Consider the following 26,363-nt stretch of genomic DNA (forward strand, 5'->3'; position numbering starts at 1 on the left):
GATCCTCAACCGTCGCCGTGGCAAGCTTCACGCGGGGGAATGAAGAAGACCATAGGCCGTTTGGCCTATCGCGCTTTCCCCGGATCATGTCCCTTAATCCAGGCCGTCCATTCCGCCTGCTGGGGGCCGGCCATGATCCACATCATCACTTCCGAGAACCGCCATCTGTACGGTCCGCAGCTGTGGGCCATGCACGAGGAACGTCGCCGCCAATGCGTCGAGAAGAACGGCTGGGTCGACCTGGTCGTGCTCGATGGCGGCGAGGTCGACGACTATGACGACCACCGCGCCATCTACCTCTTGGGCTTCAACGACGACATGGAGCTGGAGGTCGGCCTGCGCCTGCGGCCCACCGACGACCGCTGCATGCTGGCCGACAAGTTCGCCCACCTGATCGCGCCCGGCGAAAGCCCCAAGAAGGGCCTCGACGTCTGGGAAGCCTCGCGCCTGTTCACCACCGAGGCCTATCGCAAGCGCAAGGGTCCGGGCCGCGGCGAGCGGGTGTTCGAGTGCTGGGCGGCCGCCTTCGAACTGGCCTTGCGCCACGGCGTGACCCGCCTGGTCGGCATGATCGACATGCAGCTTTATCCGGGCATCCTGAACTCGCCGATCGACACCCGCCTGGTCGGCATCCCCCGCCCCTATGAGTACGGCGTGGTGGCCGGCTCGGAGATCGCGGTCAGCCACGAGCTGCTGGATCGGGTGCTGGAAGCCATCTGCCGCGAGTCCCCGATCGGCTACCAAGTCGACCAGCTGGACCTGATGGCGTTCGGCGACCTGGCCGCGGTGCAGCGCCAGGTGACCCGCGCCATGACGCCGCAGCTGACCGCCGGCCAGGAGCGCGACGAGACCCTGGCGGCCGAGACCCTGTTCCGCCTGCACGACAACACCGGCCAGGCCCGCCGCATCTGGGACGGCCGCGCCCGGATGCTCAACGCCTGACGACATAAGCCTTTGAGCACATTGGCCGGTTCGCTTCCGAGGCGGATCGGCCACACCTTCGCCGCCTCCCGACCGCGATACTCGCCTGACGAAAGCAGGTCGCGCATGGGTTGGCGGCGAATCGCCTTACGGGCGACTAGCCTCCTCGTTCCGGGGAAGGAAGCCGAACCATAGCGACAAGTCGCCGCGCATTGGGTTCGCTTGCTTCCACCGACGTCACGGTCGTGTCATCTTCCCCGAACAACCGTTGGAGGCGGAAAACTTATGAGCGAAGAAACCGAAGGCCGACGCCCCAACCCTGTCGACCTGCACGTCGGTGGCCGGGTCCGGATGCGTCGCAAGCTGCTTGGCGTCAGCCAGGAACAGCTCGCGGACTCCCTGGGTCTGACCTTCCAGCAGGTGCAGAAGTACGAACGCGGCGCCAACCGCGTCAGCGCTTCGAAGCTGTACGAGATCGCCAAGACCTTGCAGGTCCCGGTGTCGTTCTTCTTCGACGGCCTGGCTGACCCGATGAGCGGCGCTGAAGTCGACGACGCCACCCAGCACGCCGAGAAGGTGGTCCAGGAATTCCTGACCACACCGGAAGGTCTGGAGCTGGCCGAGGTGTTCCCGCGTATCGGCCGAGGCCGCGTCCGCCGTCAGGTCCTGGACCTGGTGCGCGCGATGGCCGACGAAGCCTCTCGCGAGACTGCCTGAGCAGGACATCACGCGGCCGCCGCGCCCCAGGCGCGGTTAGTACAACGAGTAGCAAAGACCTCGGTCGGCGGGCCGGGGTCTTTGTCGTTTCTGGATCCTGGTTAGCCGGTCGAGACGTCGGATTGCGAGTGCAGCCAGATGCGCTTGGCCGTGCCGGCCGCCGCTGAGGTCAGGCCTCGCAGGTCATAGGTCCGGACGATCCGCATGCCGATCTCGCGGTCGCGCTGCCAGGCGATGGTGACGTCGTGGGCCAGGCCCGCGGCCAGATCCACCAGTTGCACCTGCCCCGGAGGCGTGGTGCTGGACAACATCTGCACGCGCGCGCCGCTGCTGGACAGGTCGCGGATCACGCAATCCCATGCGAAGGCGCCGCACAGGACCTTACCGGATCTCTGAGTTTGGATGCGGACGGCTGTCCGCCGATCCTCCACGCCTGACGCGTACTTCGCCATAGGGGGATAAACGCACGGCGCGGTTAATCGCCCGTGCAAATTTAAGATTTTTATAGTGAAGGTTAACGCGCCCCGGACCCGAAGCGGGTTTCCTGTTTCAGTCGTGACAACCTTGTCATAACGTTGTTCGTCGGTGATAGCTTCCGTTTACCGGTCGATGTTACCGGTACAACAACGATCATCCGAAGCCGGACCAAAAATAACCGGCCACGCGAGGAAACGACATGGCTAAGGGATCGGTCTTACTGGCCGACGTGAACGGGCGTGACCTGGCGGTAGCCGTCGTGCGTCCCGGCGATCCGCCCCGCGATCATCAGGAGCTGGCCTGCGCCTCGCTGCGCGAGCTGGAACAGCATCTGACCAGGATGCTGACCGAGGGCGGCCATGGCGAACTGATCGGGGCGGCGATCTGCGGCGCGGGTCCCGAGATCGACGGCGCCATAGACCTCACCGCCGGCGACTTCACCGTCACCCAGTCATGGCTGCGGGCGGTGCTGAAGACCCCGCGCGTGGCCCTGCTGAACGACTTCGCCGCCTGCGCCCTGGGCGCGCCGCGCCTGGCCCCTTCGGCCATGACCGTGATCCACGACGGCAAGCCGGCCAAGAGCGCCCCGATCGCGGTGATCGGCCCGAATCTCGGCCTCGGCGTCGCCGGCCTGTCGCCGCATCGCAACGACGGCTGGGTGCCGGTGGTCAGCGAAGGCGGCCACATCGACTTCACCCCGGGCGAGACCCGCGAGGTCCCGGTGTTCTCGGCCCTGCAGATCAAGTACGGCCGGGTCTCGGCCGAGCATTTCCTGTCGCAGCAGGGCCTGGTCGATATCCACCTGGCGCTGGGCGGCGAGGGCGACAGCGACGACGTGATCCTGTCCCGCGTCCGTGACGGCGATGCGCGGGCCCGCGAGGCGGTGTCGATCTTCAGCGCCCTGCTCGGCGCCTTCGCCGGCGACGCGGCCCTGATGTTCGCCGCCCGCGGCGGGGTCTATATCAACAGCCCCCTGATGGAGCGCATCGACGGCCTGCTGGACCACGCGGCGTTTGCCCGACGGTTCTCCGACAAGGGCCGGATGAGCGCATATCTGGAGGGGGTGCCGGTTTATCTGACGGTGGGCCGGTGCACCCTGCTGGGGCTGTCGGGGCTGTTTAGCGCGAGTGACATGAAGTACTCGGCGGAAGAGGTGAAGTTCTTGGATTGTTGAGGCTGCCTGGGGGCAGAGCGCCAAAGATCCTCCCCCTAGCGGGGGAGGTGTCGCCGTAAGGCGACGGAGGGGGAAGAGGCCGGGCCAGGACAACTACCCCCTCCGGCGCTTCGCGCCACCTCCCCCGTTAGGGGGAGGATCTATGATCTCAAGCCAACTCCGCCACCCGCTCCATCGCCCCCTCCAGATCCCCCAGAATATCCTCCACCTCCTCCAGCCCCACCGACAGCCGCACCAGCCCCTCGCCGATCCCCGCCGCCGCCCGCTCCTCGGGCGCGTAGGTCGAGTGGGTCATGCTGGCCGGGTGCTGGATCAGCGTCTCCGCATCGCCCAGCGACACGGCCCGGCGGATCATCGTCAGGCGGTTCATCATCGCCACGCCCGCCGCGTGGCCGCCTTTCAGTTCGAAGGCGATCATGCCGCCGCCGCCGGCCATCTGCCGAGCAGCCAGGTCGCGCTGCGGGAAGCCGTCCAAGCCCGGAAAATAGACCCGCTCCACGGCCGGATGCGCCTCCAGCCAACCCGCCACCGCCTCGCCGTTCTGACCGTGGCGGGCCATGCGCAGCGACAGGGTCTTCAGGCCCCGCAGCACCAGGAAGGCCGTGAACGGCGACATCACCGCGCCGGTCATGTCCTTGACCCCCACCAGCCGTACGCGGGCCATGTCCTCGACCCCGCCCACGGCGATACCGCCCACCAGGTCGCCATGGCCGCCCAGGTACTTGGTGGCCGAGTGCACGACCATGTCCGCGCCCAGGGCGATGGGCCGGGTCAGCACCGGTGTGGCGTAGGTGTTGTCGACCACCACCTTGGCGCCGGCGTCGTGGGCGATCGCGCTGATCGCGGTGATGTCCACCAGACGCATGTTCGGATTGGCCGGGGTCTCGAAATAGACGATCCGGGTCTTGCCCGAGATGACCTCGGCCAGAAGCTCGGGCCGGGTCATGTCCACCTGCCGCACCGTGACGCCGAACCGGCTCAGGCCGTCGCGCAGGAAGGCGAAGGTGCAGCCGTACAGGGTCTGGTCGGTGATCACCTCGTCCCCGGCCTGCAGGAAGCTCCACAGCACCGCGGTGATCGCCCCCATGCCCGAGGCGGTGGCGACGGCCGCCTCCGCGCCCTCCAGGCTGGCCAGGCGGCGCTCCAGGAGGTCGGTCGTCGGGTTGGAGATCCGCGAATAGAAGTGCCCCGCCCGCTGCCCGGCGAACATCTCACCGCCAACCTCGGCGCTCTCGAAGGCGAAGGTCGAGGTCAGGTGCACCGGCGGCGTCAGCGCCCCGTGCTCATCGGCGGGATCGTAGCCCGCGTGAATCGCCCGCGTGGAAAAGCCGCCGTTGTCGCTACGCATGTGTCACTCCCTATTTGAGATGACAGTGGCGCAGGCGGCGACGTGGCAGATTGCGAAGTCTGCTACACAGAGCTCCAATTTTGGCAGATTCTGCTCAAGGAGCTTTCATGGACGCTAAAGACCGCCAGATCATCCGCGAGCTGCAGAAGGACGGCCGGCTGACCAACCAGGAGCTGGCCGAGCGGGTGAACCTGTCGCCCTCCCCCTGCCTGCGCCGGGTGCGCATCCTGGAGGCCGAGGGGGTGATCACCGGCTACACCGCCCTGGTCGACCAGAAGGCCTATGGCCTGCCGATCACCGTCTTCGTGCGGGTGCGCCTGAACAGTCCCAGCCAGGACCTGATCACCGGCTTCGAGGCGGCGGTGGCGCGCATCGACCAGATCCTGGACTGCTTTCTGCTGGCCGGGAGCGATGACTACCTGCTGCGTGTTATCGTCGACAGCCTCGAGGGCTACGAGGATTTCATGCGGCGCAGGCTTCATGCCATCCCCGGCATCGCCTCGATCGACACCAGTTTTGCCTATGGCGTCGTCAAGCAGACCCGCGTCTTTCCGGTCGCGGGTTGACCGTGACGTCACCCGAGTATCGCTCACGCGAAATTCAATCGAAGCCTGACCGTCTCGCCCGCTAGAAGCGTACCGATGATCGACGAAGCGCCGCCCCAATCTGCATCACCCATGGCTGCTTCCCCCAGCGTCACCACGGCGCTGAAGCATGCGCCGTTGGGCATCGCCATCTTTGACAGCCAGATGCGTTACCTGGCCGCCTCGCGGCAGTACCTGACCGACCAGCGCCTGCCCGCCGACATGCCGCTGATCGGTCGCCGCCACTACGAGGCCTTTCCCGAGGTGCCGCAGAAGTGGCGCGACCTGCATGCCCGCGTGCTGACCGAGGGCGTCGAGCTGCGTCACGAAGGCGACCCCTATATCGACCGCGACGGCCGCACCCAGTGGATCCGCTGGTCGATGGCCCCCTGGCGCGATGACGGCGGCGAGATCGGTGGGCTGGTGCTCTACACCGAGGTGGTCACCGCCAATATCGAGGCCCGCCAGAAGCTGGAGGCCGCCGAGGCCCGCTATCGCGCCGTCTTCGACCAGGCCGCCATGGGCGTGGCCCGCCTGACCCCGACCGGCGAGATCCTGGAGGCCAACGACGCCTTCTGCGCTCTGCTGGGCCGCGACCGCGACGCCCTGCTGGGCGTGTCGCTGCCCAACCTGGTCCACCCCGACTTTCTCGATCGCACCCTGCTGTCCAGCGAAGCCCTGCTGGCGGGCGAGGTCGAGACCTGCGCGGCCGAGCGCCGCTTCGTGATCCCCGGCGGCGATCTCTGGATCCACCTGACCGCCTCGATGGTGCGGGTCGACGATGAGCCGGCCTATATCCTGGCGATCATCTCCGACATCAGCGCTCGCAAGCAGGCCGAGACCGCCCAGGAGCAGCACCAGAGCCAGCTGCGGCTGCTGATCAACGAGCTGAACCACCGCGTGAAGAACACCCTGGCCACCGTCCAGTCGATGGCCGCCCAGACCCTGCGCAACGAGCCCGACCCGATCGTGGCCTTCGAGAAGTTCGAGGCCCGGCTGATGGGCCTCTCGCGCGTGCACGACATTCTCACGCGGGAAAGCTGGCACGGCGCCGAACTGCACGAGGTGGTCGAACGCGCCCTGCGGCCGTTCGACGAGGCCGGCACGCGGTTCAGCATACAGGGTCCGCCCGTGCGCCTGCAGCCAGGCGGCGCCCTGACCATGGCGCTGATCCTGCACGAGCTGGCCACCAACGCCCTGAAGTACGGCGCGCTGTCCAATCCCGACGGCCACGTGGACCTGTCCTGGACCTACGATCCACCCACCCGGATGCTGGAGGGCCGCTGGGTCGAGAGCGACGGCCCGACCGTCTCCGAACCCACCCGCAAGGGCTTCGGCTCACGCCTGATCGAGCGCAGCCTGCGCGGCGAACTGAAGGGCGCGGCGGTGATGGACTATCGCCCGGAAGGCCTGCTTTGCACGCTCAACGCGCGTTTGCCCGAGGCGCCACCGGAAAACTCTGACGGGAACCCGACACTACCGGCCACTTAAGGTCCCTAATGGGAAACTTAGTCGACCACCGCATGGCGGGTCGCCCCTGGTTGTGTCGTCTTAGGAAGGCAGATCCTTCGGCTCATCCCACCAGCCGAAGCGCCTTTAGTCGGCCGGGGTGTCGTGAATCCCGGCCGACCACTTTCCTCCCCTCGTTGAAATCCTCGACCGCCGGTAGGCTGGCGCCATGACGCTCGCCCGACTCACGCGCCGCTCCGCCCTGACCGCTCTCGCCGCCGCCGGCCTTTCGCCCGGCCTGGCCTTGGCGCGCTCGGAGGACTGGAAGGCCCTGGCCGCCGACGTACGGTCCGAATTCCAGTGGGCCTGGCAGGGCTATGTCGCCAAGGCGTGGGGCAAGGACGAGATCAATCCGGTCAGCGGGACCTCGCGCTCGTTCTTCATCGAGGGCCAGGACCTGGGCCTGTCCCTGGTCGAGGCGCTCGATACGCTATGGATCATGGGCCTGGACGCCGAGTTCCAGGCCGGAGTCGACTGGGTGAAGTCCAACCTCTCCTTCGACGTCGATGGCGAGGCCCAGGTCTTCGAGACCAATATCCGGCTGGTCGGCGGCCTGATCTCGGCGCACCTGGCCTGCGGCGATCCCGTGCTGCTGGCGAAAGCCAAGGACCTGGCCGACCGGCTGATGAAGGCCTTCGACGCCTCGCCGCACGGCCTGCCCTGGCGCTATGTGAACCTGAAGACCGGCGCCGTCCGCGATCCCGAGACCAACCTGGCCGAGATCGGCACCTACATCACCGAATTCGGGGTGCTGAGCCAGCTGACCGGTGACGACCGCTACTTCAAGGCCGCCAAGCGGGCCATGAAGCACGCCCTGGACCGCCGCTCGAAGATCGGCCTGATGGCCGCCAATATCGACGCCCGCACCGGCGAGTACCTCAGCCGCAACGCCAGCATCGACGTCTATGCCGACAGTTTCTACGAGTACCTGTGGGACGCCTGGGAACTGTTCGGCGACACCGACTGCAAGCGCTGGGCGCAGGAGTGCACGGCCGCCCAGCTGGCCCACCAGGCCAAGCGTTATGACGGCCGCCTGTGGTTCCCGATGGTCGATTTCGAGACCGGCGCGGTGACCTCCACGGCCCAGAGCGAACTGGCCGCCTACTATGCCGGCCTGCTGGGCCAGGTGGGCCACAAGACGGAGGGCGACGACTACCTGGCCACCTTCACCCACATGCAGGCGACGTTCGGGATCATCCCGGAGTCGATCGACGTCACGACCGCCCAGCCGCGCCGCAAGCACACCGGCCTGCGCCCCGAATATCCCGACGCCTGCCTGAACCTGTGGCTGCTGGACCGCGACGAGCGCTATCGCGCCCTGGCCGCCCTCCACTATCGCCAGATGAAGGCCACCAGCCGCGCGTCATTCGGCTACACGGCGCTGAAGGACATCACGACCCGGCCGATGACCCAGGGCGACAACTGCCCCGGCTACTGGTGGTCCGAGCAGATGAAATATTACTACCTGCTGTTCTCGGACACGCCGCGCATCGACTACGCCAAGCTGCAGCTCAGCACCGAGGCCAATGTGCTGCGGGGTTTCAAAAAGGTTTAGGGCCGCAAGCGCCAGACAAATTGTCGCACCTCAAAGCGTGGGGCGCGCACCGGCCGGCGACGTCATCCCATTGAGTCCGAACTGCCGCACGCCTGTTGCGTGAATCAGCGATGCAGCACTCGGCTCGGGGGAACTGGATCATGCGACTTCCCACGTACTCGATCGCGTTAGCGCTGGCGGCTCTGTCGGGAGCGGCCCATGCCGCCGACTTGCGGGAGCGTCTCTATGATCCGTCTGGCGGCGTCATGGTGGTGGCCCACCGGGCCTGCCACGCCGCCGCCCCGTCGCGCGGCCTGACGACCGCCGTCCCCGAAAATTCCCTGGCCGCCCTGGAGCGCTGCATCGCCCTGGGCGTCGACGTCGTCGAGATCGACGTGCGCCGCACCCAGGACGGCGCCCTGGTGCTGATGCACGACGCCAAGGTCGACCGCACCACCACCGGCAAGGGCAAGGTCGCCGACCTGACCCTGGGCGAGCTGCAGGACCTGCGCCTCAAGGTCGGCGGCGCCGAGACCGCGTCTTCGCCCCCCACCCTGAGCGCCTTCCTGCGCCTGGCGCGCGGGCGCATCCTGGTCAATCTCGACCTCAAGGGCGACGCCCAGCTGGCCGCCCAGGTCGCCCGCCTGGTGCACGATGTCGGCGCCGACGACTGGGTGCTGTTCAAGGCCCGCGCCGACCTGGGCGCCACGCCGATCGCCGACCAGCCGCTGTACAAGAACCTGGCCTTCATGCCGATCGTCGGCGGCAAGGGCGCTCGGCACGCCGACCAGTTGGGCGCGATCACCACCGCCCAAGCCTCCGGCGCGCAGGCGATCCCGGCCGTCGAGCTGGATGCGCTGAAGAAGGACGGCTTCGCCGCCGTACGCGACGCCGCCCGCGCCGCCCACGTCCGGGTCTGGACCAACAGCCTGGCTGGCAAGGGCGTCAGAGGGGTGCCAGACACGGCCGGCGACAGCCACGCCCTGACCGATCCCGACAAGGCCTGGGGCGGCCTGATCGCCGAGGGCGTCAATGTCGTCCAGACCGACTATCCGGCGGCGCTGCTCGACTATCTGAACGACCGCGACCTGCGCGGCCGGGCGTCCACCTCTATCGCGGTCGCAGACGCGCGATCGCCCGCTCCAGCCCTGATCGCCGCGTCGTCCAGGTCTCGCTAAGCGCGGTCGCCTCGGCCTCGAGGTCGCGGCGGCGGCGTTCCAGATCCGCTTCGGCGTCGCGCTGCTGCGTCTCGGCGGCTTCGAGGGCGTCCTCGGCTTCGGCGAGCTTCCGCTTGCGTTCGATCTCGGCCTTGTCGTCCTTCTTCGGCTTGGGCTTGGCCTTGGACAGCTTGGCGACCTCGGCCGGCAGCCCGCCCTCGGCCCGGCGGATCACCGCGCCCGGCGCGGCCAGAGCCGCCTTGGCGTCGGGCGTCTCAGGCGCTTCTTGCGCGACGCCTTCCTTGAACAGATCGCGATCCGTCTCCCACGCCGCCAACGCCTTGGCGCGCGACGTCGCCGCCACGGTGTAGCGGTGGAAGCCGTCCGACCAGGTGAAGACCTTGGGTGCGCGCGCCATGACGCGACAACGGCCAGCGCCGCGGCGCTGTTCCAAGTCGTGGAATTCTAAGAGAAAGTAGTCCGTCCTGGTGGCGGGGGGCGGGATCGAACCGCCGACCTGTGGGTTATGAATCCACCGCTCTAACCATCTGAGCTACCCAGCCATCGCCAGGACGGACGCGGGTCATACCTCCGAGTGCGTCCCGCATCAAGCCTTGGATAACATTCCGTCCAAAGCTGCTTCCAAGCGCCGCGCCAGCTCGCCCGGGCCGTACTCGTCCAGCACAAGTGTCCGGGCGGCCGCGCCCAGGCGCCTGGCGGTCTCGCGGTCGCTGATCAGCTCGCCCAGGGCCTCGCCCAGGCGATCGGGGTCGTCGTCGGGGACTAGGCGGCCGTTAACGCCATCCTTGAGGATCTCGTCCGGGCCGTCGATCTCGGTGGCCACCACCGGCAGGCCGACCGACATCGCCTCCAGCAGGGTCAGCGGGAAGCCTTCCTGGTGCGACGGGAACGCGAAGAGGTCGCCCTTAGCCAGGAAGCCGGCGACGTCGTCGGTCCAGCCCGTCAGCTTCACGCACGGGTCGAGGTCCAGCTCCTTGATCAGGGCCTCGAGGTCGGCGCGCTCGTCGCCCTCGCCGGCGATCTCGCAGGTGACGTCGAAGTCCCAGGATCGCAGCTTGCCCACCGCGCGGATCAGGACGTCGAAGCCCTTCTTCACATGCAGGCGGCCGGCGGCGACGATCTTCACCGACGCCCCCTCGCCGCGTGAGAAGGGTTGGGCCTGGGCGCTGGGCGCCTTGACCGAATTGGGGATGAACCAGACGTGATCCTGCGGCGCGCCGCGCTCCACGGCCAGCTTCGCCAGGTGCCGGCCCACGCACAGATAGTGGACACCGGGCGCGACCTCGAACGAGGGCTTGTGCAGGCAGACCGCCTGGATCGCATTGGCCGGAGCCACCTTGCCGAACACCCGCGCCGGCCGCTGGCCGTGGCTGAGGATCAGGTCCGGCGCGGCGGCGCGCACCACGCCCTTGGCGGCGGCCAGGGTCAGCGGGTCCCAGTCGGTGAAGGCGTCCATCGAGACGAAGGCCGGCGTACGCGACGCCCCGCGTCGCGCCACCGCCCCGCCCTTGCGAACCACGCCCGTGCAACGACCGCCATGCCTGGCGGCCCACGCCTCCAGGATCGGCTGGTAGTCCAGGAACACCTGCTCCAGACCGCCCAAGCCCTTGCCCAGCATGGCGTGCAGGATGTTGGTCAAGGCAGGCTCCGGGGAGGCGTTTACGGGCCGGGACCATCGTGGGGTCCGGCCGTGGTGTCAACGCGGAGGCTGGAGCTTCTGATCCTCCCCCTAGCGGGGGAGGTGTCGGCTCGAAGAGACGACGGAGGGGGAAGAAGCCGGCTCGGCAGCACTTCCCCCTCCGGCCTTCGGCCGCCTCCCCCGCTAGGGGGAGGGTCTTGGCTCTCTACTTCCCCAGCAACACCTTCACCGCCACATCCAGCTGCGCATCGCCCATCTCGCCCAGCGACCGGTCCACATCCACGTCCACCGGACGCGGGTTCAGCTCCATGTTCTGCCCTCGCAGGTCCTCGATGCGGATGAACGGCAGGCGCACGGTCGAGCCGTCGATCAGCTGGCGGCCGCCGGTGAAGATGATCCAGCCGGCGGTCGGCTTGCCGACCACCTTGCCCAGGCCCAGCGAACGGTAGCCCTCGGTGAAGTCCTCGGCGTCCGACAGCGACGACTCGTTGATGACCAGCACGGTCGGCAGGCCCAGGGCCCGCTGGCCCAGATTCTGACGGCTAGGCACCGGGAAGCGGTCTCGCGCCGTCATCATCAGGTAGTTGCGCCGCGCGAACACATCCAGCGCATGGCCGTTGACGTAGCCGCCGTTGTTGTTGCGCACGTCGATGACCACGCCCTGCTTGCCCTGGTTCTGGGCGTCCAGGTCGATATAGAGCTGGGCCAGCGAGGCGTCGGACATGTCGGCGATGTGGACATAACCCAGCTGCCCGCCGCTGACCTTGTCGACATAGGCCCGGCGGTCATTGACCCACTGGCGATAGAGCAGGCCCGTCGCCGTGGTGGTCGAGACCGGCCGCACCACCACGTCGCGGCGGCTCTTGCCGGCGGTGTCGGCGATGGTCAGCACGGTGCGCTTACCGGCCGCGCCGCGCAGCAGCTTGTCCAGATTGACGCCGGCCGACAGCTGCTCGCCATTGACCGCCAACAGGGCCTCGCCCGGCCGGATCGAGCCTTCCAGCGCCGCCGGGCCCAGGGCGATCACCTCGCTAACGACAAGACCCTTGCCGGCCTCATAGGCCTCGCGGTCGAAACGCAGGCCGAGGTTGGCGGCGCGCACCACCGGGGCGGCCGGATCGGCGGCCTTGTTGATGCCCGAGTGCGAGGCGTTCAGCTCGCCGATCATCAGGTTGATGTTGCGCCGCAGCTCGTCGCCGGTGCGCGACCCGGCGATATAGGGCGCCCACTTTTGGCGTAGGGCTTCCCAGTTCGCGCCGTGGAACTTCGGGTCATAGAAGCCGCGGTTCAGCACGCCCCAGGCCTGTTCGAACACCACGGTCTTCTCGACGTCGAAGTCGACGTCCAGCTCGGCGTTTGCCGCCAGGGGCTTGGGCTTGGGCGTGTCGACCGGGGTCGAGACGATCGCGCCGCCCTCCAGGAACCAGACCTCCTTGCTGTCAGGCGCAAAAGCGATGTCGCCCTTGGGCTTGCGGGTCGAGGTCAGCTGCACCGGGACCGGCGGCTCCTTGGCCAGTTCGTCCAGGTTATAGGTGTAGAAGTTGCTCTGGCCGGCCTGGCGGGCGCGGAAGACCAGGGTCTTGCCGTCGGGGCTGATCAGCGGGTCGCCGACATCCATGCCCAGCGGCAGATAGGCGGCCCGCTCGCGGATACCTTCGAAGACGATGCGGGTCGGCTCGACCTTCTTCTTCGGCGCGGCGGGCTTGGCGTCAGCGACGGGCTTGGCGGGCGCATCGGTCTTGGCCGGCTCGGCCTTGGGCTCGGCCGGCTTGTCGGGCGCGTCGGCGGGCTTGAAGAGGTCGCGGAAGGCGTCCTCCTTGAACTTCGGCACATTGGGCAACAGGTCGACGCGCAGGATCTTGGCGTCCTCGCTGCGCTGGCCCATGTCGACCAGCAGGTACTTGCCGTCCGGCGACCAGGCGACCTTGCCGACATTGCCGTTGGCCAGGAAGGTCACCGGCCGCGCCGCTCCGCTGTCCAGCGACACGACATTGACGTTGTCGAACGCCTTGCGGTCGGAGACGGTGAAGGCGATCCAGCGGCCGTCGGGCGACCAGGTCAGCGGCGTGTCGTCGAAGCCGCCCAGCGGTCCCTGGAACAGCACCCGATCGGTGGCCACCTTGCCGGCCGGGTCGAAGGTCATCACCCGGACCTCCTTGCCGTCGCGCACATAGGCCAGACCCTTGCCGTCCGGCGACCAGGTCGGGACGGTGTTGCGGGCCGCACCGGTCGTCAGGGCGGTCTCCTGGCTGGTCGCGAAGTCCCAGGCATAGATATTGGCGGCCCGGTCGCGCTCGGAGACATAGACCAGGCGCTTGCTGTCGGGCGACCAGGTCGGGTCGCGCTCCAGGATCGGCGTGCGGGTCACACGCTGGGCCGCGCCGCCGTCCTTGGTCGACACGGCGAAGACCTCGCCATGGGCGATGATCGCGGCCTTCTTGCCGTCGGGCGACAGGGCCAGGCTGTCGAAGCTGGTCTCGTTCTTGTGGGTCTCGCCGGCGACAGCGGGCGCACCGCGCAGGGCGATCGCGACCTTGCTCGCCTGGTCGGTGGCCGTATCCAGCCGCCAGACGGCGAAGTCGCGCTCGAAAACGATGGCCTTGCCGTCATAGCCGATGGTCGGGAACAGCAGGCGGCCGTCGGTGAAGCGGGTGACCTGCTGCGGGGTCCCGCCGAGGGGCAGGCGCCACAGGTTCTCGGTCCCGCTCTCGTCGCTCATGTACCAGAGCGCCTTGCCGTCCAGGCTCCACATCGGCCAGTTGTGCTTGGACCCGGCCGGCAGCAGCTTCTGGTAGCCCGCGCCGTCAATGGCCTTGAGCCACAGCTCGCTCTCGTCGATGTGCGAGTGGCCGTTGCGCCAGAACTGGGCGCTGGACATGCCCTTGGCGGCCAGCGCGACCGAGCGGCCATCCGGCGACGGGGCGCTCTGGAACTCGTTCAGATAACGCTCGCGGCTTATTTCTAAGGGTGTGCCGCCGCTGGCGGCAACGCGGTAGACGTCGCCCAGCCGCGCCACGTCGTTCACGCCCGAGGTGAAGTAGATCCACTTCCCGTCCCGCGACCAGCCGTCCAGCGCCTCGGCGCTGTCGCCGAAGGTCAGGCGGCGCAGCTCGCCGGTGGCCAGGGTCAGGATGTAGATGTTGGGCACGCCTGAGCGTGTCGAGACGAAGGCCAGCGATTTGCCGTCGGGCGAATAGAGCGGCCGCGATTCCGTGGCCTCGTCGGTGACCAGCAGCCGCGCCTGGCCGCCGGCGGCCGGCACGGTCCACAGGTCGCCGCCCGAGGCGAAGGCGATCTCGCTTCCATCTGGCGAGAGCGCCGGCTCGGCGAACGACGGCAAGGCGTCGGCGGCCATGGCGGAAGAGGCGCTCAATGCGAGCGCCGACACAGCGCCCAGCAGCGCTTTCAGTTTGAGACCCATGGGGACGCCCCTCGCCCTAGAAACTCCGAAGTCGGAATTGCTAGCACGCGCGGAGGCGTGGCCAAGGGCTCAGCTGCATGAACGATTTGTCATGCGCCCAGCAGACGGCCCGCGACCTCTTCGCCAATGGCCAGGCTGCTGGTCAGACCGGGGCTTTCGATGCCGAACAGGGCCATCAGGCCTTCGAAGCCGTGATCCTCAGCGCCGCGCAGCTGGAAGTCGGGCTGGGGCTCGTCGGGACCATGGAGCTTGGGCCGCACGCCGGCATAGTCGGGGACCAGCTTGTCGTCGGGCAGGCCCGGCCAGAACTTGCGGATATAGGCGGCGAAGGCCTCGGCCCGCGCCGGATCGACCGAGTAGTCGGGCGCCGGCACATATTCCAGGTCCGGCCCGAACACCGCCTGGCCGCCCAGGTCGTTGCGGTAGTGGGTGCCCAGCGCCCCGTGGATCGGCGGCGGATAGATCAGCCGCTGGAACGGCGCCTTGCCGGCCAGGCGGAAATAGACGCCCTTGCCGTAGTGGGCCTTGGGGATGTGGTCGGCCGGATAGCCCTCGATCCGCCCGGCGACGTCCTGTGACGACAGGCCGGGCGCGGTGACCAGCAGGCGGCAGGTCAGGCTGGTCGGATCGGCGCCGCCGGCCCGCACCTTGAAGCCGCCGGCCTTGAAGACTTCGGCGCCCTCGAACGGCGTGCCCAGCACCACCGCCCCGCCGGCCGCCTCGATCTCGCCCTGCAGGGCCAGCATGTAGTCGTGGCTGGCGAAGACGCCGCTCTCGGGCGACAGCAGTGCGGCGTGCGCGTTGAGGCCGGGCTCCAGGGCGCGGGCTTGCGCGCCGGTCAGCTTCTCCATGCCCTCGACGTCGTTGGCCAGGGCCTGGTCCCAGATGGCGTCCAGGCGTGGGATCTCGTCGTCGGAGGTGGCCACCACCAGCTTGCCGCAGCGCTTGTAGGCGATGCCGTGGGTATCCAGGAATGCGTACAGCAAGCGCCGCCCCTGCACGCACAGCTTGGCCTTCAGCGACCCGGTCGGATAGTAGAGCCCGCCGTGAATGACCTCGGAATTGCGCGACGACACGCCCTGGCCGATGTGGGTCTGCTCTTCCAGCACCGCGACGACCAGACCGCGCTTGGCGAGGGCGTAGCCACAGGCGAGCCCGACAGCGCCCGCGCCGACGACAACGGCGTCGAAATCGAATTCAGTGGTCATTTCAGGGTCGCCGAACGCGCGATCAAACGGGTGATCACGACTTCATTCCAGCCTTCAGGTCGGCCAGCATCTCGGACAGGGACGGCAGGCTGTCGCTGTCGTCGGGATCGACGACATCGGCTTCCAGGACGTCGAGCAGCGCTTCCAGTTCTTCCGAACCACCGACGATTTCCGCCGCGCGGCGATAGTTCAGCTCGGCCAGTTCCGCCGCCACGCCCTCGTCCAGCGAGGCGAACTCACCTCGCTCGACCCGCGCCTGCAGGTCGGCGGCGTCCTCGGGGCTCAGCGTGACGGTCACGGGGTTCGCAGGCTTGTTCATGCCCGAAACCTAGCACGAACCACCCGCCACGCCAGCGCGTTGGCTAGACATGACCAAGCCCGCCTCCACCGAGAAAGAGGAGCTCCTCCGCGCTATCGGACCCCTACAGCTGACGCTGTACGCGGCCGGCAGCATGATGGGCGCGGGGATCTATGGCCTGATCGGCAAGGCGGCTGGACAGGTGGGGTCAGCAGTCTGGGCCTCGTTCCTGGTGGCGCTGGTCGCGGCGCTGCTGACGGGGCTGTCCTACGCGTCCCTGGCCTCGCGCTACCCCAAGGCGGGCGGCGCGGCCTATGTCACCCAGCGCGCGTTCCGAAAAGGCCTACTGACCCACGTCATCGGCCTGGCCACGGCCTGTTCGGGCCTGACCTCGATCGCCGCCGGGGCCTGGGTGATCGGCGAGAACCTCTCGACCTTCAAGGCGCTGGCCGCCGTGCCGCCCGTGGTCATCGCCCTGGCCTATGTGCTGCTGATGGCCGGCATCGTGTTCCGGGGCATCCGCGAGTCGATCTGGGCCAACCTGGTCTGCACCTTCATCGAGGCCGGCGGCCTGTTGCTGGTGATCCTGGTCGGGGCGCGGTTCTGGGGCCAGGCCGACCTGTTCGACATCCCCACGCCGGCCCAAGGCGCGGCGACCGGCCTCGTGCCGCTGCTGATCGTGCAGGGCGCGGCCCTGACCTTCTTCGCCTTCGTCGGCTTCGAGGACACCATCAATGTCGGCGAGGAGGTCAAGGACCCGCGCCGCACCCTGCCGGTCGGCATCATCGTGGCCATGGGCCTGACCGCCCTGCTCTATGTCGGGGTGGCGATCACCGCCGTCTCGGCCATCCCCTGGCGCGACCTGGCCGAGGCCAAGGCCCCGCTGGCCGCCGTCATGGACAAGGCCGCGCCGTGGCTGCCGGGCTGGACCTTCGTGATCATCACCGTCTTCGCCGTCGCCAACAGCGCGCTGGTCAACTACGTCACCGCCTCGCGTTTGCTGTACGGCATGGCCCGAGACGGCCGCCTGCCCGGTCCGCTGTCCAAGGTCCACGCCAAGCGGCGCACCCCGCACGTGGCGATCGGTGTGCTGCTGGCCATCGTCGCGGCCCTGGTGCTGATGGGCAATGTCACTCAGTTGGGTGAGGCCACGGCCCTGCTGCTGCTGGCCGTGTTCAGCGTGGTCAACATCGCCCTGCTGGTCCTGCGCAAACGCCCCGGCGAGCCGCGCGGCGCGTTCGAGCCGCCGGCCGTGGTCCCGATCCTGGGCGCGGCGGTGTGCGTGAGCCTGATCGCCGTGCGTGTCGCCACGGGCGACCTGGCCGCGCCGCTGACGGCGGGCGGGCTGATCGCCGTGACGTTGGTGCTCTATGCGATCATGCACCGGAGCTCGTCCGACGCGCACGCGGCGCGCCGGACACCGGGTTAAGGTCTCGGGCTAGATCAGCTCACGCCCCACTGTTCCCACAACTTGGCCTCGGCCGCCTTGGCGGTGACCACCGAGGCGTCCTTGACGTGGCCGTAGCCGCGGATCTGCTGCGGAATCTCGGCGATCTTGACCGCTAGCGGCAGGCTCTCGGTCGAGAGGCCGGCGGCCAGGCGGTCGAGGGTGACCTCGTACGAAGCCATCAGGCCGCGCTCCATCTTTCGCTCCTCGGTGTGGCCGAAGAGGTCGAAGGTCCCGCCGCGCAGGCCCTTCATCTTGGCCATCATCGGGAAGGCGAGATCGAGCATCCAACCGCCGAAGGCGATCTTCTTGGGCTTGCCGTCCGGCCCCTTGGGGGCCAGCAGCGGCGGCGAGAGCCAGACCTTGGTCTTGCCGCCCTTGAAGGTCCCGGCCAGCTCCGCCGCGAACCGGCCGTCGGTATAGAGGCGCGCGACCTCGTACTCGTCCTTGTAGGCCATCAGCTTGTAGAGGTTCACCGCCGCCGCGCGGGTCAGGGCTTCACCGCCGATGGCGGCTTCGGCGCTGCGCACCTTAGCCACCTTGTCGGCGTAACGCTGGGCGTAGGCGGCGTTCTGATAGGCCGTCAGTTCACGGGTGCGGTGGGCGATCAACTCGTCCAGCGGCATCACCTCGGGCGTGGCGACCTTGTCTTCCTTGACCGCGATCGCCGACGGATCATGGGCGATCCGGCGGCCCAGCTCGAAGGCCTGCAGATTGGCCTCGGCGTCGACGCCGTTCAGCTTGATGGCGCGATAGAGGGCGCGGCTGGACAGCGGGATCACCCCGCGCTGCCAGGCGAAACCGACCATGATCATGTTGGCGTAGATGGCGTCGCCAAACTCGGTTTCCGCCAGGCGCTGGGCCGGGCAGGCGTCGAAGGTCTGGGTCGCGCCCTTGATCCGGCGCGCCATGGCCCCGCTGTCGAAGCGCACGTCGCGGCTGGTGACGAACTCGGCCGTCGGGGCGAAGTCACTGTTGCCGAACGCGCGCGTGCGGTCCTTGGCGTACAGCGACAGGCCTTCCGGCGAGGCTGCCACCAGCAGGTCGCAGGCGATCAGCACGTCGGTGCTGGCGGCGGCGACGCGGCCGCCGACGATGCTGTCCTCGGTCTCGCCGATCTTGACGTGGCTGAACACCGAGCCGCCCTTCTGGGCCAGACCCGTCATGTCCACGACGCTGCCGGCGCGGCCGTCGATGTGGGCGGCCATGGCCAGGATCGAGGCCACGGTGGTGACGCCGGTGCCGCCGACGCCCGTGAACAGGATCTTGCGCACGCCGACCAGCGGCTCGAACTCGGGCAGCGGCGTCGACTCGGCGGTCAGGGCCGCCGGCAGCTTCTTGGACTGGGCGTTCTCGGCCCCTTCCAGGGTGATGAACGACGGGCAGAAGCCTTCGACACAAGAATAGTCCTGGTTACAGGACGACTGGTTGATCTTGCGCTTGCGGCCGAACTCGGTGGCCAGGGGCTCGACCGAGACGCAGTTGGACTTCACCGAGCAGTCGCCGCAGCCTTCGCAAACCAGCGGGTTGATGAAGACGCGCTTGGTCGCCTTGGGCATCGAGCCGCGCTTGCGGCGGCGGCGCTTTTCCGTGGCGCAGGTCTGGTCGTACAGCAGCACCGTGGTCCCGGGCGTGTCGCGCAGCATCTCCTGCACGCGCATCAGGTCCGAGCGCGGGAAGATCTCGACGCCGGGGGCCAGGTCGGTGACGCCCTGATAGCGCTCCAGCTCGTCGACGACGATGACGGTCTTGGTCACGCCCTCGGCCGCCAGCTGGCGGGTGATCTGGGCGGGGGTGAAGCCGCTCTCGGCGCGCTGGCCGCCGGTCATGGCGACGGCGTCATTATAAAGCAGCTTGTAGGTGATGTTGGTCTTGGCCGCGACCGCGCCCCGGATCGCCAGCGAACCGGAATGGTTGTAGGTGCCGTCGCCCAGGTTCTGGAAGACGTGCTTCTCGCTGGTGAACGGCGCGGCGCCGACCCAGGTCAGCCCTTCGCCGCCCATGTGGGTGTTGAGGTCGGTCATCGGGTCGTTGAACCCGGCCATGTAGTGGCAGCCGATGCCGGCCAGGGCCCGCGAGCCGTCGGGCAGCTTGGTCGAGGTGTTGTGCGGGCAGCCCGAGCAGAAGAACGGCTTGCGGGCCTGGTCGGCGGCCAGGCTGACGGCCGCGACGCCGGCGGCCGAGACGCGGTTCAGATAGGCGCGGGCCCGCTCCATGTGCGGGCCGTCCGGCAGGCGATCATAGATGGCGAGCGCGATTTCAGCGACCGACAGCGAACCCAGCTCCGACAGCAGCGGCGCACCGCGTTCGTCGATCTTGCCGATGATGCGGGGGCGCGCCTGGGCGGGCAGGTCATAAAGCGCGGCCCGAGCCTGGGGCTCGATCAAGGCGCGCTTGTGCTCGATGACCATCAGGGTCTCGAGGCCGGCGGCGAAGGCGCGCAGGCCCAGCGGCTCCAGCGGCCATGGCATGCCCACCTTATAGATGGAGACGCCCAGGTCGGCGGCTTCCTGCAGGGTCATGCCCATGGCCGTGAAGGCTTCCAGCACGTCCTTATAAGCTTGCCCCTGGCAGACGATGCCCAGGCGGGCCTTGCCGACGCGGACGTGCGAGGCGCCCAGCACCACGCGGTCGATATTGTTGGCGCGGGCGAAGGCCAGGGCCGCCGGGATCTTGTGGAGCCGCATGCGCCGCTCCTTCTCCATCGGCTGGTCCTTCAGCCGGATGCCCAGGCCGCCGGGGGGGAAGGCGAAGTCGGGGATCACCACCTTGTGGCGGTCCAGCGAGACGTCGATCGTCACGCCGCTATCCATGGTGTCGGCCAGGGCGATCATGCCCGTCCACAGGCCGCTGAAGCGCGACATGGAAATGCCCAGCAGGCCGTAGTCGAGCACTTCCTGCACGTCGGCCGGCGACAGCACCGGCATCTCGAAGTCCTGGAAGGCGAATTCCGATTGCGACGGCAGGGTCGAGCTCTTGCAGCCGTGGTCGTCGCCGGCCACCGCCAGCACGCCGCCGGTCGGGAAGACGCCGGCGAAATTGGCATGCTTGAAGACGTCGCCGGTGCGGTCGACGCCGGGCGCCTTGCCGTACCACATGCCGAACACGCCATCATAAAGCGCGCCGGGGAAGAGGTTGGCCTGCTGGCTGCCCCACACGGCGGTGGCGGCCAGATCCTCGTTGAGACCTTCCTGGAAGCCCACGTCGTGCGCGGTCAGCAGCTTCTTGATGCGCGCGGCCTGTTGGTCGAGACCGCCCAGGGGCGAGCCGCGATAGCCCGACAGATAGCCGCCGGTGTTCAGCCCCGCGAGGCGATCCAGGCGCTTTCGATCGAGCAAAACCCGGAGCAGAGCCTGCACGCCGGTGATGAATGCCCGACCATCTTCGAGCACATATTTGTCGTCGAGCGTGACTTCCGAGTGCCGCATAGCAAAAATTTTCCTCCTGGGTCTTCCCGCCCGTTACGCAATATCTTATAGAAGCGCGGAAATTGTTTGCCCAAGGCGTGCCCGACTCGCGGTCGTTTTGCGCAAGAAGTGAGCGTCAACGCCCGCTGGGGGGAGGAATTTCTTGTCCGAACAACTCGACGCCGTGGATGCCAAGATCCTGGATCTCATCCAACACGACGCCGGACTGTCCGTCGCGGAGATCGCCGAACGAGTCGGCCTCTCGTCCAGCCCGTGCTGGCGCCGGATCAAGCGCCTGGAGGACGCCGGCGTCATCCAGCGTCGCGTCACGATCCTGGATCGCGAAAAGCTGGGCCTGGGCTTCGAAGTCTACTGCACCGTGAAGCTGTCCCTTCCGACCAAGGAAAATCTGGACACGTTCGAACAGGCGGTCGGCAAGTGGGCCGAGGTCGTGCAGTGCGCCACCGTGACCGGCGCCGCCGACTACGAGATGCGCATCGTCACCCGCGACATGCGCGCCTTCGACGAATTCCTGCGCGACAAGCTGCTGTCGCTGGGCCTGGTGTCGAACATCGAGAGCCGCATCGTGATCCGCGGCGTCAAGAACTCGACGGCCGTGCCTCTGGGCCTGATCAGCCCGTACGTCAGCCCGCTGGGCTAATACCCTTCGGAGCGCGGTCGGGGGGCCGCGCTCCAACCACCTGACATCGAGGGAGAGGCCGCGATGGCCGGATCGAGCGCTAATGGCGCGTCGACGCGACGCGTGCTGGCCGCCAGCCTGATCGGCACGGCGGTCGAGTTCTACGACTTCTATATCTATGCGACCGCCGCCTCGCTGGTGTTCGGGCCGCTGTTCTTTCCGGCCTCCTCGCCGTCCGTGCAGCTGCTGGCCTCCTATGCCAGCCTGAGCGTCGCCTTCATCGCCCGCCCGCTGGGCTCGATCGTGTTCGGTCACTTCGGCGATCGCATCGGCCGCAAATCGACCCTGGTGGCGTCGCTGATCATCATGGGCGGCTCGACCCTGCTGGTCGCCTTCCTGCCGACCTATCACCAGGCCGGCTGGATCGCGCCGTTCATGCTGTGCCTGCTGCGCTTTGGCCAAGGCTTCGGCCTGGGCGGCGAGTGGGGCGGGGCTGCGCTGCTGGCGGTCGAGAATGCACCGCCCGGCTGGCGCGCGCGCTTTGGCATGTTCCCGCAGCTGGGGGCTCCGGTCGGGTTCATCGCCGCCAACGGCCTGTTCCTGCTGCTGGGCGCGGTCCTGACGCCGGAGCAGTTCCAGGCCTGGGGCTGGCGCCTGCCGTTCCTGGGCAGCATCCTGCTGGTCGGGGTCGGCCTGTGGATCCGTCTGAAGCTGACCGAGACCCCGGCCTTCCAGGCCGCCGCGCATGAAGCTCCGCCGGCCCACGTGCCGGTCGCCGAGCTGTTCCGCACCCACCCGCGCGAAGTCATCGGCGGCACCTTCGCCGTCGTCGCGTGCTTCGCCCTCTTCTACCTGACCACCGCCTTCTCGCTGGGCTATGGCGTCACGACGCTGGGCTATGGCCGGCAGGTGTTCCTGGGCGTGCTGCTGTTCGCGATCCTGTTCATGGCCGCCGGCATCGTCTGGGCCGGCTACTGGTCGGATGCGACCAGCCCCCGCCGGGTGCTGATGGCCGGCTCGGCCCTGACCCTGGTGGCCGGCGCGGCTCTCGCTCCCATGATGGGCTCCGGCTCGCTGTGGGTGATCGGAGCCTTCCTGTCGCTGGCCCTGGTGGTCATGGGCCTGGTCTACGGACCGCTGGGGGCCTGGCTGCCCAGCCTGTTCCCCGCCCGGGTGCGCTACACCGGCTCGTCGATCGCCTTCAATGTCGGCGGCGTCATCGGCGGCGGCATGACTCCGGCCATCGCCCAGTTCCTGGCCGGCCACGGCGGGCTGAAGCTGGTCGGCGTCTATCTGGGCGCCGCCGGCCTGATCAGCCTGCTGGCCCTGCTGCCGCTGAAGCGTTCGGACGCTCTTTAAGGGTCAAAAACGCGAACCTTGCATTGAAGGCTTTGCACAAGACGACGCGGGTCGGTCCCGGCTAAGTTCCGCTTATCCCTTCCCGGAGCCGACCCATGATCGACCTCGTCATCGAAGCCCGCCGCCACGACATCGGAAACTTCGAGGTCGGCCGTGTGCTGCCCTTCCACGCGCGGCGGATGGTCGGCCCGTTCACCTTCCTGGACCACATGGGGCCGGCCGAGTTCGCGCCGGGCTTTCCCAAGAGCGCCGACGTCCGCCCGCACCCACACATCGGCCTGTCGACCCTGTCCTACCTGTTCCAAGGCGAGATCACCCACCGCGACAGCGTCGGCTCGCTGGCCGTGATCAAGCCGGGCGAGGTCAACTGGATGACCGCCGGCAGCGGCATCACCCACTCCGAACGCTTCGAGACCCTGCGCCGCCAGGGCGGCCGCATGGACGGCATGCAGGCCTGGATCGCCCTGCCCAAGGAATATGAAGAGACCGACCCCAGCTTCAGCCACCACGAAGGCCCGGCCGAGCTGCCGTCCTACGAGAGCGGCGGGCTGAAGGCGCGGCTGATCGCCGGCGAGGCGTTCGGGGCCAAGGCCAGCGTGCCGGTCTTCTCGCCGCTGTTCTACGTCCACTGGGAGATGGAGCCGGGCACGACCGCGGCCCTGCCGGCCGAATATTCCGAGCGCGCGGCCTATGTGGCCGATGGCCGGGTCGAGGTCGACGGCCGTGAGCTCTCGGCCCTGCAGATGGCCGTCTTCGCGCCGGGCGACACCGTGGTCTTCAAGGCCCTGGAGCGCTCGACCGTCATGCTGCTGGGCGGCGAGCCGATCGGCCCGCGCTTCATGGAGTGGAACTTCGTCTCCTCGTCCAAGGATCGCCTGGAGCAGGCCAAGGCCGACTGGAAGGCCGGCCGCATGAAGCTGCCCGACCTGGACCACGACGAGTTCATTCCGCTGCCGGAAACGAAACCGGCGCCGCCGCCTCAGCCGCTCTGAGGCAACCGAACCTCCGCATTGGGATTATCCCCCTACCCGGCGCCAAGGCCGGATATGGGAGAAGATGCTCATGCGTATCGTGACGATCGCGGCTGTGGCCGCCCTGGGCCTGACGCTGATGGCCTGCGAGAACAAGGCCGAGAAGGCTCAGGAAGCGGCGACCCAGAGCAGCGCCGCCGCCGCCGACGCCCAGAACGCGGCCGCCGCCGCGACGGACGCGGCCAATGCCAGCGCTGACGCCGCCGCCACGGCGACGACCCAGCCGGCCAAGGAAGCCGCGGGCGACGCCGCTGCTGCTGCCGGTGACGCCGCCGAAAAGGCCGGCGACGCCGCCCAGAAGGCTGGCGACAAGGCCAAGGACGCCGCGCACTAAACGCCGGCGGGCCCGCCCTCGTCCTTCGACAAGCTCAGGATGAGGGCTACTTGCAGGGCCGTTCAGTAGAAAACCTCACCCTGAGCTTGTCGAAGGGCGAGGTTTTCGTCTTTTAGCCGTCGATATCCCAGCCTAGCGCCACGCGGCCGGTCAGCACGGTCTGCGGCTTTTCCTGCAGCGGGTGATACCGCGCGCCCTGGACGTCGCGGAACGCCCGCTCCAGGCCAGCCTGGCGATAGAAGGCCTGCCCGCCGGCCGCCTCCATGGCCCGCTCCACCGTCTCGATGGCCGAGCGGCCGACCAGGGTGCGCAAGGTCATGGCCAGGCTGGTAACTTCGGGACCGGGTGTCCGGGTCTCGGCCAGCGCGATCATCCGCGCCATCGCCAGGTCGAGCGCGGCGTAGCTGTTCTCCATCTCGCCGACCAGACTGGCGGTCAGGATGTCGGGCGTCTTGCGGCGCACCAATTCCAGGGTCCGCGCCCGCGCGCCATCGGCGACGCCGGCATAGGCCGAGTAGATCAGCGGGAAGGCGATCATGCTGATGATGTGGAACAGCATGTGCCACGGCCCCGCCGGGCGCCGGCCCGAGATCGCCGCGTCGGGCACGAAGACCTGCGTCAGCTCCACGTCGTTCGAACCCGTGCCGCGCATCCCCAGCACCCGCCAGGTGTCGCGGATCGCCACGCCCGGCGCCTTCAGCGAAACGCCGAAGTGCAGGACGGTCGGCCCGGCCTCGGGATCGTCATAGACGGCGCTGGTCATCAGCAGGTCGCCGGCCGGCGAGCCGCTGGAGAAGGCCTTGCGCGCGGTGATCGCGAAACCGCCCTCGACCTTGACCGCCGTCCCGCCGCTGGCCAGCCAGTCCGAACCACCGCTGGAGATCAGCACCAGGTCCTCGGCGACGAGGCGCTTAAGCAGCCCGTCGGTCGGCGCGGCCTGGTGACGCCAGCGCCAGGCGGCGACGGCCACGAGGTGGCTGTGCATGGCGAAGGCCAGGGCCGTGGAGCCGCACGAGGCCCCCAGCCGGCGGATGACCTGGCCGATATCGGTGACCGAGGCCCCGCCGCCGCCGAACTCGACGGGGACCAGCGCCTTGAAGAACCCCTCGGCCTTCAAGAGGGCGTAGGCCTCGACCACGAAGCTGTCCTCGGCGTCGTGTTCAGCCGCGCGCTGGGCGATCTCAGCGCCGATCTTGTCGGCGCGCGCCAGCCAATCGACAGCCGGCGGCGCGGTAGTGTTTTCGGGTGCGAGCAACATGTCGTAACTTCCGTCTGCGGCGGACGATCAACAGAGGTCCGCGTGATGCGAAACCTTGTGTCGCGAACACGCTGTACCTGCCTAGTTCAGCAACTGAACCGACCCGGTACAGGAACTGAACTAGCGGCCTACTCAAGCAGCAGTCTTCACGCCGCCAGGGTTTGATGGGGAGAGGGAATGGCGCAAGGCAGCTACAGGCAGTTCTGTCCGGTCGCGATGGCGGCCGAGATCCTGTGCACGCGCTGGACCGTGGTCCTGCTGCGCGAGATGGTCGCCGGCTCGACGCGGTTCAACGAGCTGCGGCGCGGGGTGCCGCGCATGTCGCCGGCCCTGCTGTCGCAACGCCTCAAGGACCTGGAGGCCTCCGGCATCGTGCGCCGCGACGCCCTGCCCGGCGAGCCGGAGGTGTTCGAATATCGCCTGACCCAGGCGGGCCGCGACCTGGAAAGCCTGATCGACGCCTTCGGCCGCTGGGGCCAGCGCTGGGTCAGCACCGACCTGTCGCTGCAGCAGCTCGATGCGTCCCTGCTGATGTGGGACATGCGCCGCAACCTGGACCCGCGCCCGATGTCGCGGCCCAAGAGCGTGATCCACTTCCGCTATCCCGAGCAGGCGCCGGCCGACCGCTCGTGGTGGCTGCTGGTCGAGCCCGAGACGCCGGTCGACCTGTGCTCGGTCGATCCGGGCTTCGACGTCGATCTCTATGTCTCGACCGACCTGCGGACCATGACCGCCATCTGGATGGGCCACGACACGGTGCGCCAGGCGCTGGGCGAGGAGCGCATGCTGCTGACCGGCGACAAGGTGCTGGCCTCCGACATGCAGGCCTGGCTGGGCCTTAGCCCCTTCGTCAAGACCGCCAGCATGGTCGGCGCCTGA

22 protein-coding genes, 1 tRNA gene and 1 pseudogene are annotated in these 26,363 nt (G+C 68.3%); 13 read left to right on the top strand and 11 right to left on the bottom strand.

Annotation, left to right across the window (positions count from 1 at the left end):
* The first annotated feature begins 132 nt into the window (after positions 1–132).
* Both AC1RRR_RS12500 and AC1RRR_RS12505 read left to right on the top strand, forming a co-directional pair.
* The gene (locus tag AC1RRR_RS12500; RefSeq protein WP_492813449.1) at positions 133–942 is read left to right on the top strand and encodes an acyl-homoserine-lactone synthase; all 810 of its coding nucleotides are present in this window, start codon (positions 133–135) and stop codon (positions 940–942) included.
* 264 nt (positions 943–1,206) lie between these two features.
* Positions 1,207–1,638, top strand: a complete 432-nt coding sequence (locus AC1RRR_RS12505; RefSeq protein WP_291870668.1) for a helix-turn-helix domain-containing protein — start codon at positions 1,207–1,209, stop codon at positions 1,636–1,638.
* A 101-nt stretch (positions 1,639–1,739) separates the two neighbouring features.
* Here the strand turns inward: AC1RRR_RS12505 and AC1RRR_RS12510 are convergent, their stop codons facing one another.
* Positions 1,740–2,090 carry a PilZ domain-containing protein gene (locus AC1RRR_RS12510; RefSeq protein ID WP_492813450.1) on the bottom strand — a complete coding sequence of 117 codons (351 nt, stop codon included), beginning with the start codon at positions 2,088–2,090 and terminating at the stop codon, positions 1,740–1,742.
* A 224-nt stretch (positions 2,091–2,314) separates the two neighbouring features.
* Between AC1RRR_RS12510 and AC1RRR_RS12515 the strand changes: the two genes are divergently transcribed.
* Positions 2,315–3,289 (top strand): glucokinase, encoded by a 975-nt coding sequence (locus tag AC1RRR_RS12515; protein ID WP_492813452.1) that lies wholly within the window; start codon positions 2,315–2,317, stop codon positions 3,287–3,289.
* A 38-nt stretch (positions 3,290–3,327) separates the two neighbouring features.
* Here AC1RRR_RS12515 and AC1RRR_RS12520 read toward each other — a convergent pair.
* Positions 3,328–3,416 (bottom strand): annotated as a pseudogene (locus AC1RRR_RS12520) (NlpC/P60 family protein); the annotation flags it as partial.
* A gap of 21 nt (positions 3,417–3,437) precedes the next feature.
* Positions 3,438–4,637 (bottom strand): methionine gamma-lyase, encoded by a 1,200-nt coding sequence (locus tag AC1RRR_RS12525; RefSeq protein ID WP_492813454.1) that lies wholly within the window; start codon positions 4,635–4,637, stop codon positions 3,438–3,440.
* A gap of 107 nt (positions 4,638–4,744) precedes the next feature.
* Between AC1RRR_RS12525 and AC1RRR_RS12530 the strand changes: the two genes are divergently transcribed.
* The 4 genes from AC1RRR_RS12530 to AC1RRR_RS12545 all read left to right on the top strand — a co-directional run bounded on the left by AC1RRR_RS12530 (position 4,745) and on the right by AC1RRR_RS12545 (position 9,442).
* Positions 4,745–5,203, top strand: coding sequence for an Lrp/AsnC family transcriptional regulator (locus AC1RRR_RS12530; RefSeq protein WP_492813455.1), 459 nt, complete (start codon positions 4,745–4,747; stop codon positions 5,201–5,203).
* A 75-nt stretch (positions 5,204–5,278) separates the two neighbouring features.
* Positions 5,279–6,712 (top strand): sensor histidine kinase, encoded by a 1,434-nt coding sequence (locus AC1RRR_RS12535; RefSeq protein WP_492813457.1) that lies wholly within the window; start codon positions 5,279–5,281, stop codon positions 6,710–6,712.
* 187 nt (positions 6,713–6,899) lie between these two features.
* A complete protein-coding gene (locus tag AC1RRR_RS12540; protein ID WP_492813458.1) occupies positions 6,900–8,285 on the top strand; it encodes a glycoside hydrolase family 47 protein in 1,386 nt (461 codons plus the stop codon).
* 140 nt (positions 8,286–8,425) lie between these two features.
* Positions 8,426–9,442, top strand: coding sequence for a glycerophosphodiester phosphodiesterase family protein (locus tag AC1RRR_RS12545; protein WP_492813460.1), 1,017 nt, complete (start codon positions 8,426–8,428; stop codon positions 9,440–9,442).
* Here AC1RRR_RS12545 and AC1RRR_RS12550 read toward each other — a convergent pair.
* From AC1RRR_RS12550 to AC1RRR_RS12575, 6 genes are all read right to left on the bottom strand, one after another.
* The gene (locus AC1RRR_RS12550) at positions 9,375–9,839 is read right to left on the bottom strand and encodes a hypothetical protein (protein ID WP_492813461.1); all 465 of its coding nucleotides are present in this window, start codon (positions 9,837–9,839) and stop codon (positions 9,375–9,377) included. The two genes, AC1RRR_RS12545 and AC1RRR_RS12550, sit on opposite strands and share 68 nt — an antisense overlap.
* A 68-nt stretch (positions 9,840–9,907) precedes the next feature.
* A tRNA-Met gene (locus AC1RRR_RS12555) sits at positions 9,908–9,984 on the bottom strand.
* A 44-nt stretch (positions 9,985–10,028) separates the two neighbouring features.
* A complete protein-coding gene (locus AC1RRR_RS12560; RefSeq protein ID WP_492813463.1) occupies positions 10,029–11,081 on the bottom strand; it encodes a glycosyltransferase in 1,053 nt (350 codons plus the stop codon).
* A gap of 205 nt (positions 11,082–11,286) precedes the next feature.
* Positions 11,287–14,502 (bottom strand): S41 family peptidase, encoded by a 3,216-nt coding sequence (locus tag AC1RRR_RS12565; RefSeq protein ID WP_492813465.1) that lies wholly within the window; start codon positions 14,500–14,502, stop codon positions 11,287–11,289.
* Between the two features lie 89 nt (positions 14,503–14,591).
* A complete protein-coding gene (locus AC1RRR_RS12570; protein WP_492813467.1) occupies positions 14,592–15,710 on the bottom strand; it encodes an NAD(P)/FAD-dependent oxidoreductase in 1,119 nt (372 codons plus the stop codon).
* A 34-nt stretch (positions 15,711–15,744) separates the two neighbouring features.
* A complete protein-coding gene (locus AC1RRR_RS12575; RefSeq protein ID WP_454717754.1) occupies positions 15,745–16,029 on the bottom strand; it encodes a hypothetical protein in 285 nt (94 codons plus the stop codon).
* Positions 16,030–16,078: 49 nt separating this feature from the next.
* Here AC1RRR_RS12575 and AC1RRR_RS12580 point away from each other — a divergent pair, with 49 nt between their 5' ends.
* Entirely contained in the window at positions 16,079–17,437 is a 1,359-nt protein-coding gene (locus AC1RRR_RS12580; protein WP_492813469.1) for an APC family permease, read from the top strand.
* A gap of 14 nt (positions 17,438–17,451) precedes the next feature.
* Here the strand turns inward: AC1RRR_RS12580 and AC1RRR_RS12585 are convergent, their stop codons facing one another.
* Positions 17,452–20,883 carry an indolepyruvate ferredoxin oxidoreductase family protein gene (locus AC1RRR_RS12585; RefSeq protein WP_492813471.1) on the bottom strand — a complete coding sequence of 1,144 codons (3,432 nt, stop codon included), beginning with the start codon at positions 20,881–20,883 and terminating at the stop codon, positions 17,452–17,454.
* 142 nt (positions 20,884–21,025) lie between these two features.
* Between AC1RRR_RS12585 and AC1RRR_RS12590 the strand changes: the two genes are divergently transcribed.
* The 4 genes from AC1RRR_RS12590 to AC1RRR_RS12605 all read left to right on the top strand — a co-directional run bounded on the left by AC1RRR_RS12590 (position 21,026) and on the right by AC1RRR_RS12605 (position 24,226).
* Positions 21,026–21,523 carry an Lrp/AsnC family transcriptional regulator gene (locus AC1RRR_RS12590; protein ID WP_047409974.1) on the top strand — a complete coding sequence of 166 codons (498 nt, stop codon included), beginning with the start codon at positions 21,026–21,028 and terminating at the stop codon, positions 21,521–21,523.
* A gap of 63 nt (positions 21,524–21,586) precedes the next feature.
* Positions 21,587–22,861, top strand: coding sequence for an MFS transporter (locus AC1RRR_RS12595; RefSeq protein ID WP_492813473.1), 1,275 nt, complete (start codon positions 21,587–21,589; stop codon positions 22,859–22,861).
* Between the two features lie 95 nt (positions 22,862–22,956).
* Positions 22,957–23,853: a pirin family protein gene (locus AC1RRR_RS12600; protein ID WP_492813475.1), complete on the top strand. Its 897-nt coding sequence runs from the start codon at positions 22,957–22,959 to the stop codon at positions 23,851–23,853.
* 70 nt (positions 23,854–23,923) lie between these two features.
* The gene (locus AC1RRR_RS12605) at positions 23,924–24,226 is read left to right on the top strand and encodes a hypothetical protein (protein WP_492813477.1); all 303 of its coding nucleotides are present in this window, start codon (positions 23,924–23,926) and stop codon (positions 24,224–24,226) included.
* Between the two features lie 112 nt (positions 24,227–24,338).
* Here the strand turns inward: AC1RRR_RS12605 and AC1RRR_RS12610 are convergent, their stop codons facing one another.
* Positions 24,339–25,484: an acyl-CoA dehydrogenase family protein gene (locus AC1RRR_RS12610; protein WP_492813478.1), complete on the bottom strand. Its 1,146-nt coding sequence runs from the start codon at positions 25,482–25,484 to the stop codon at positions 24,339–24,341.
* Between the two features lie 177 nt (positions 25,485–25,661).
* On the opposite strand from AC1RRR_RS12610, the gene AC1RRR_RS12615 reads away from it, so the two are divergent.
* On the top strand, positions 25,662–26,363 hold the full coding sequence (locus AC1RRR_RS12615) for a winged helix-turn-helix transcriptional regulator (protein ID WP_492813480.1): 702 nt from the start codon (positions 25,662–25,664) through the stop codon (positions 26,361–26,363).

Source organism: Caulobacter sp. GW821-FHT12D05 (genome assembly GCF_058807295.1).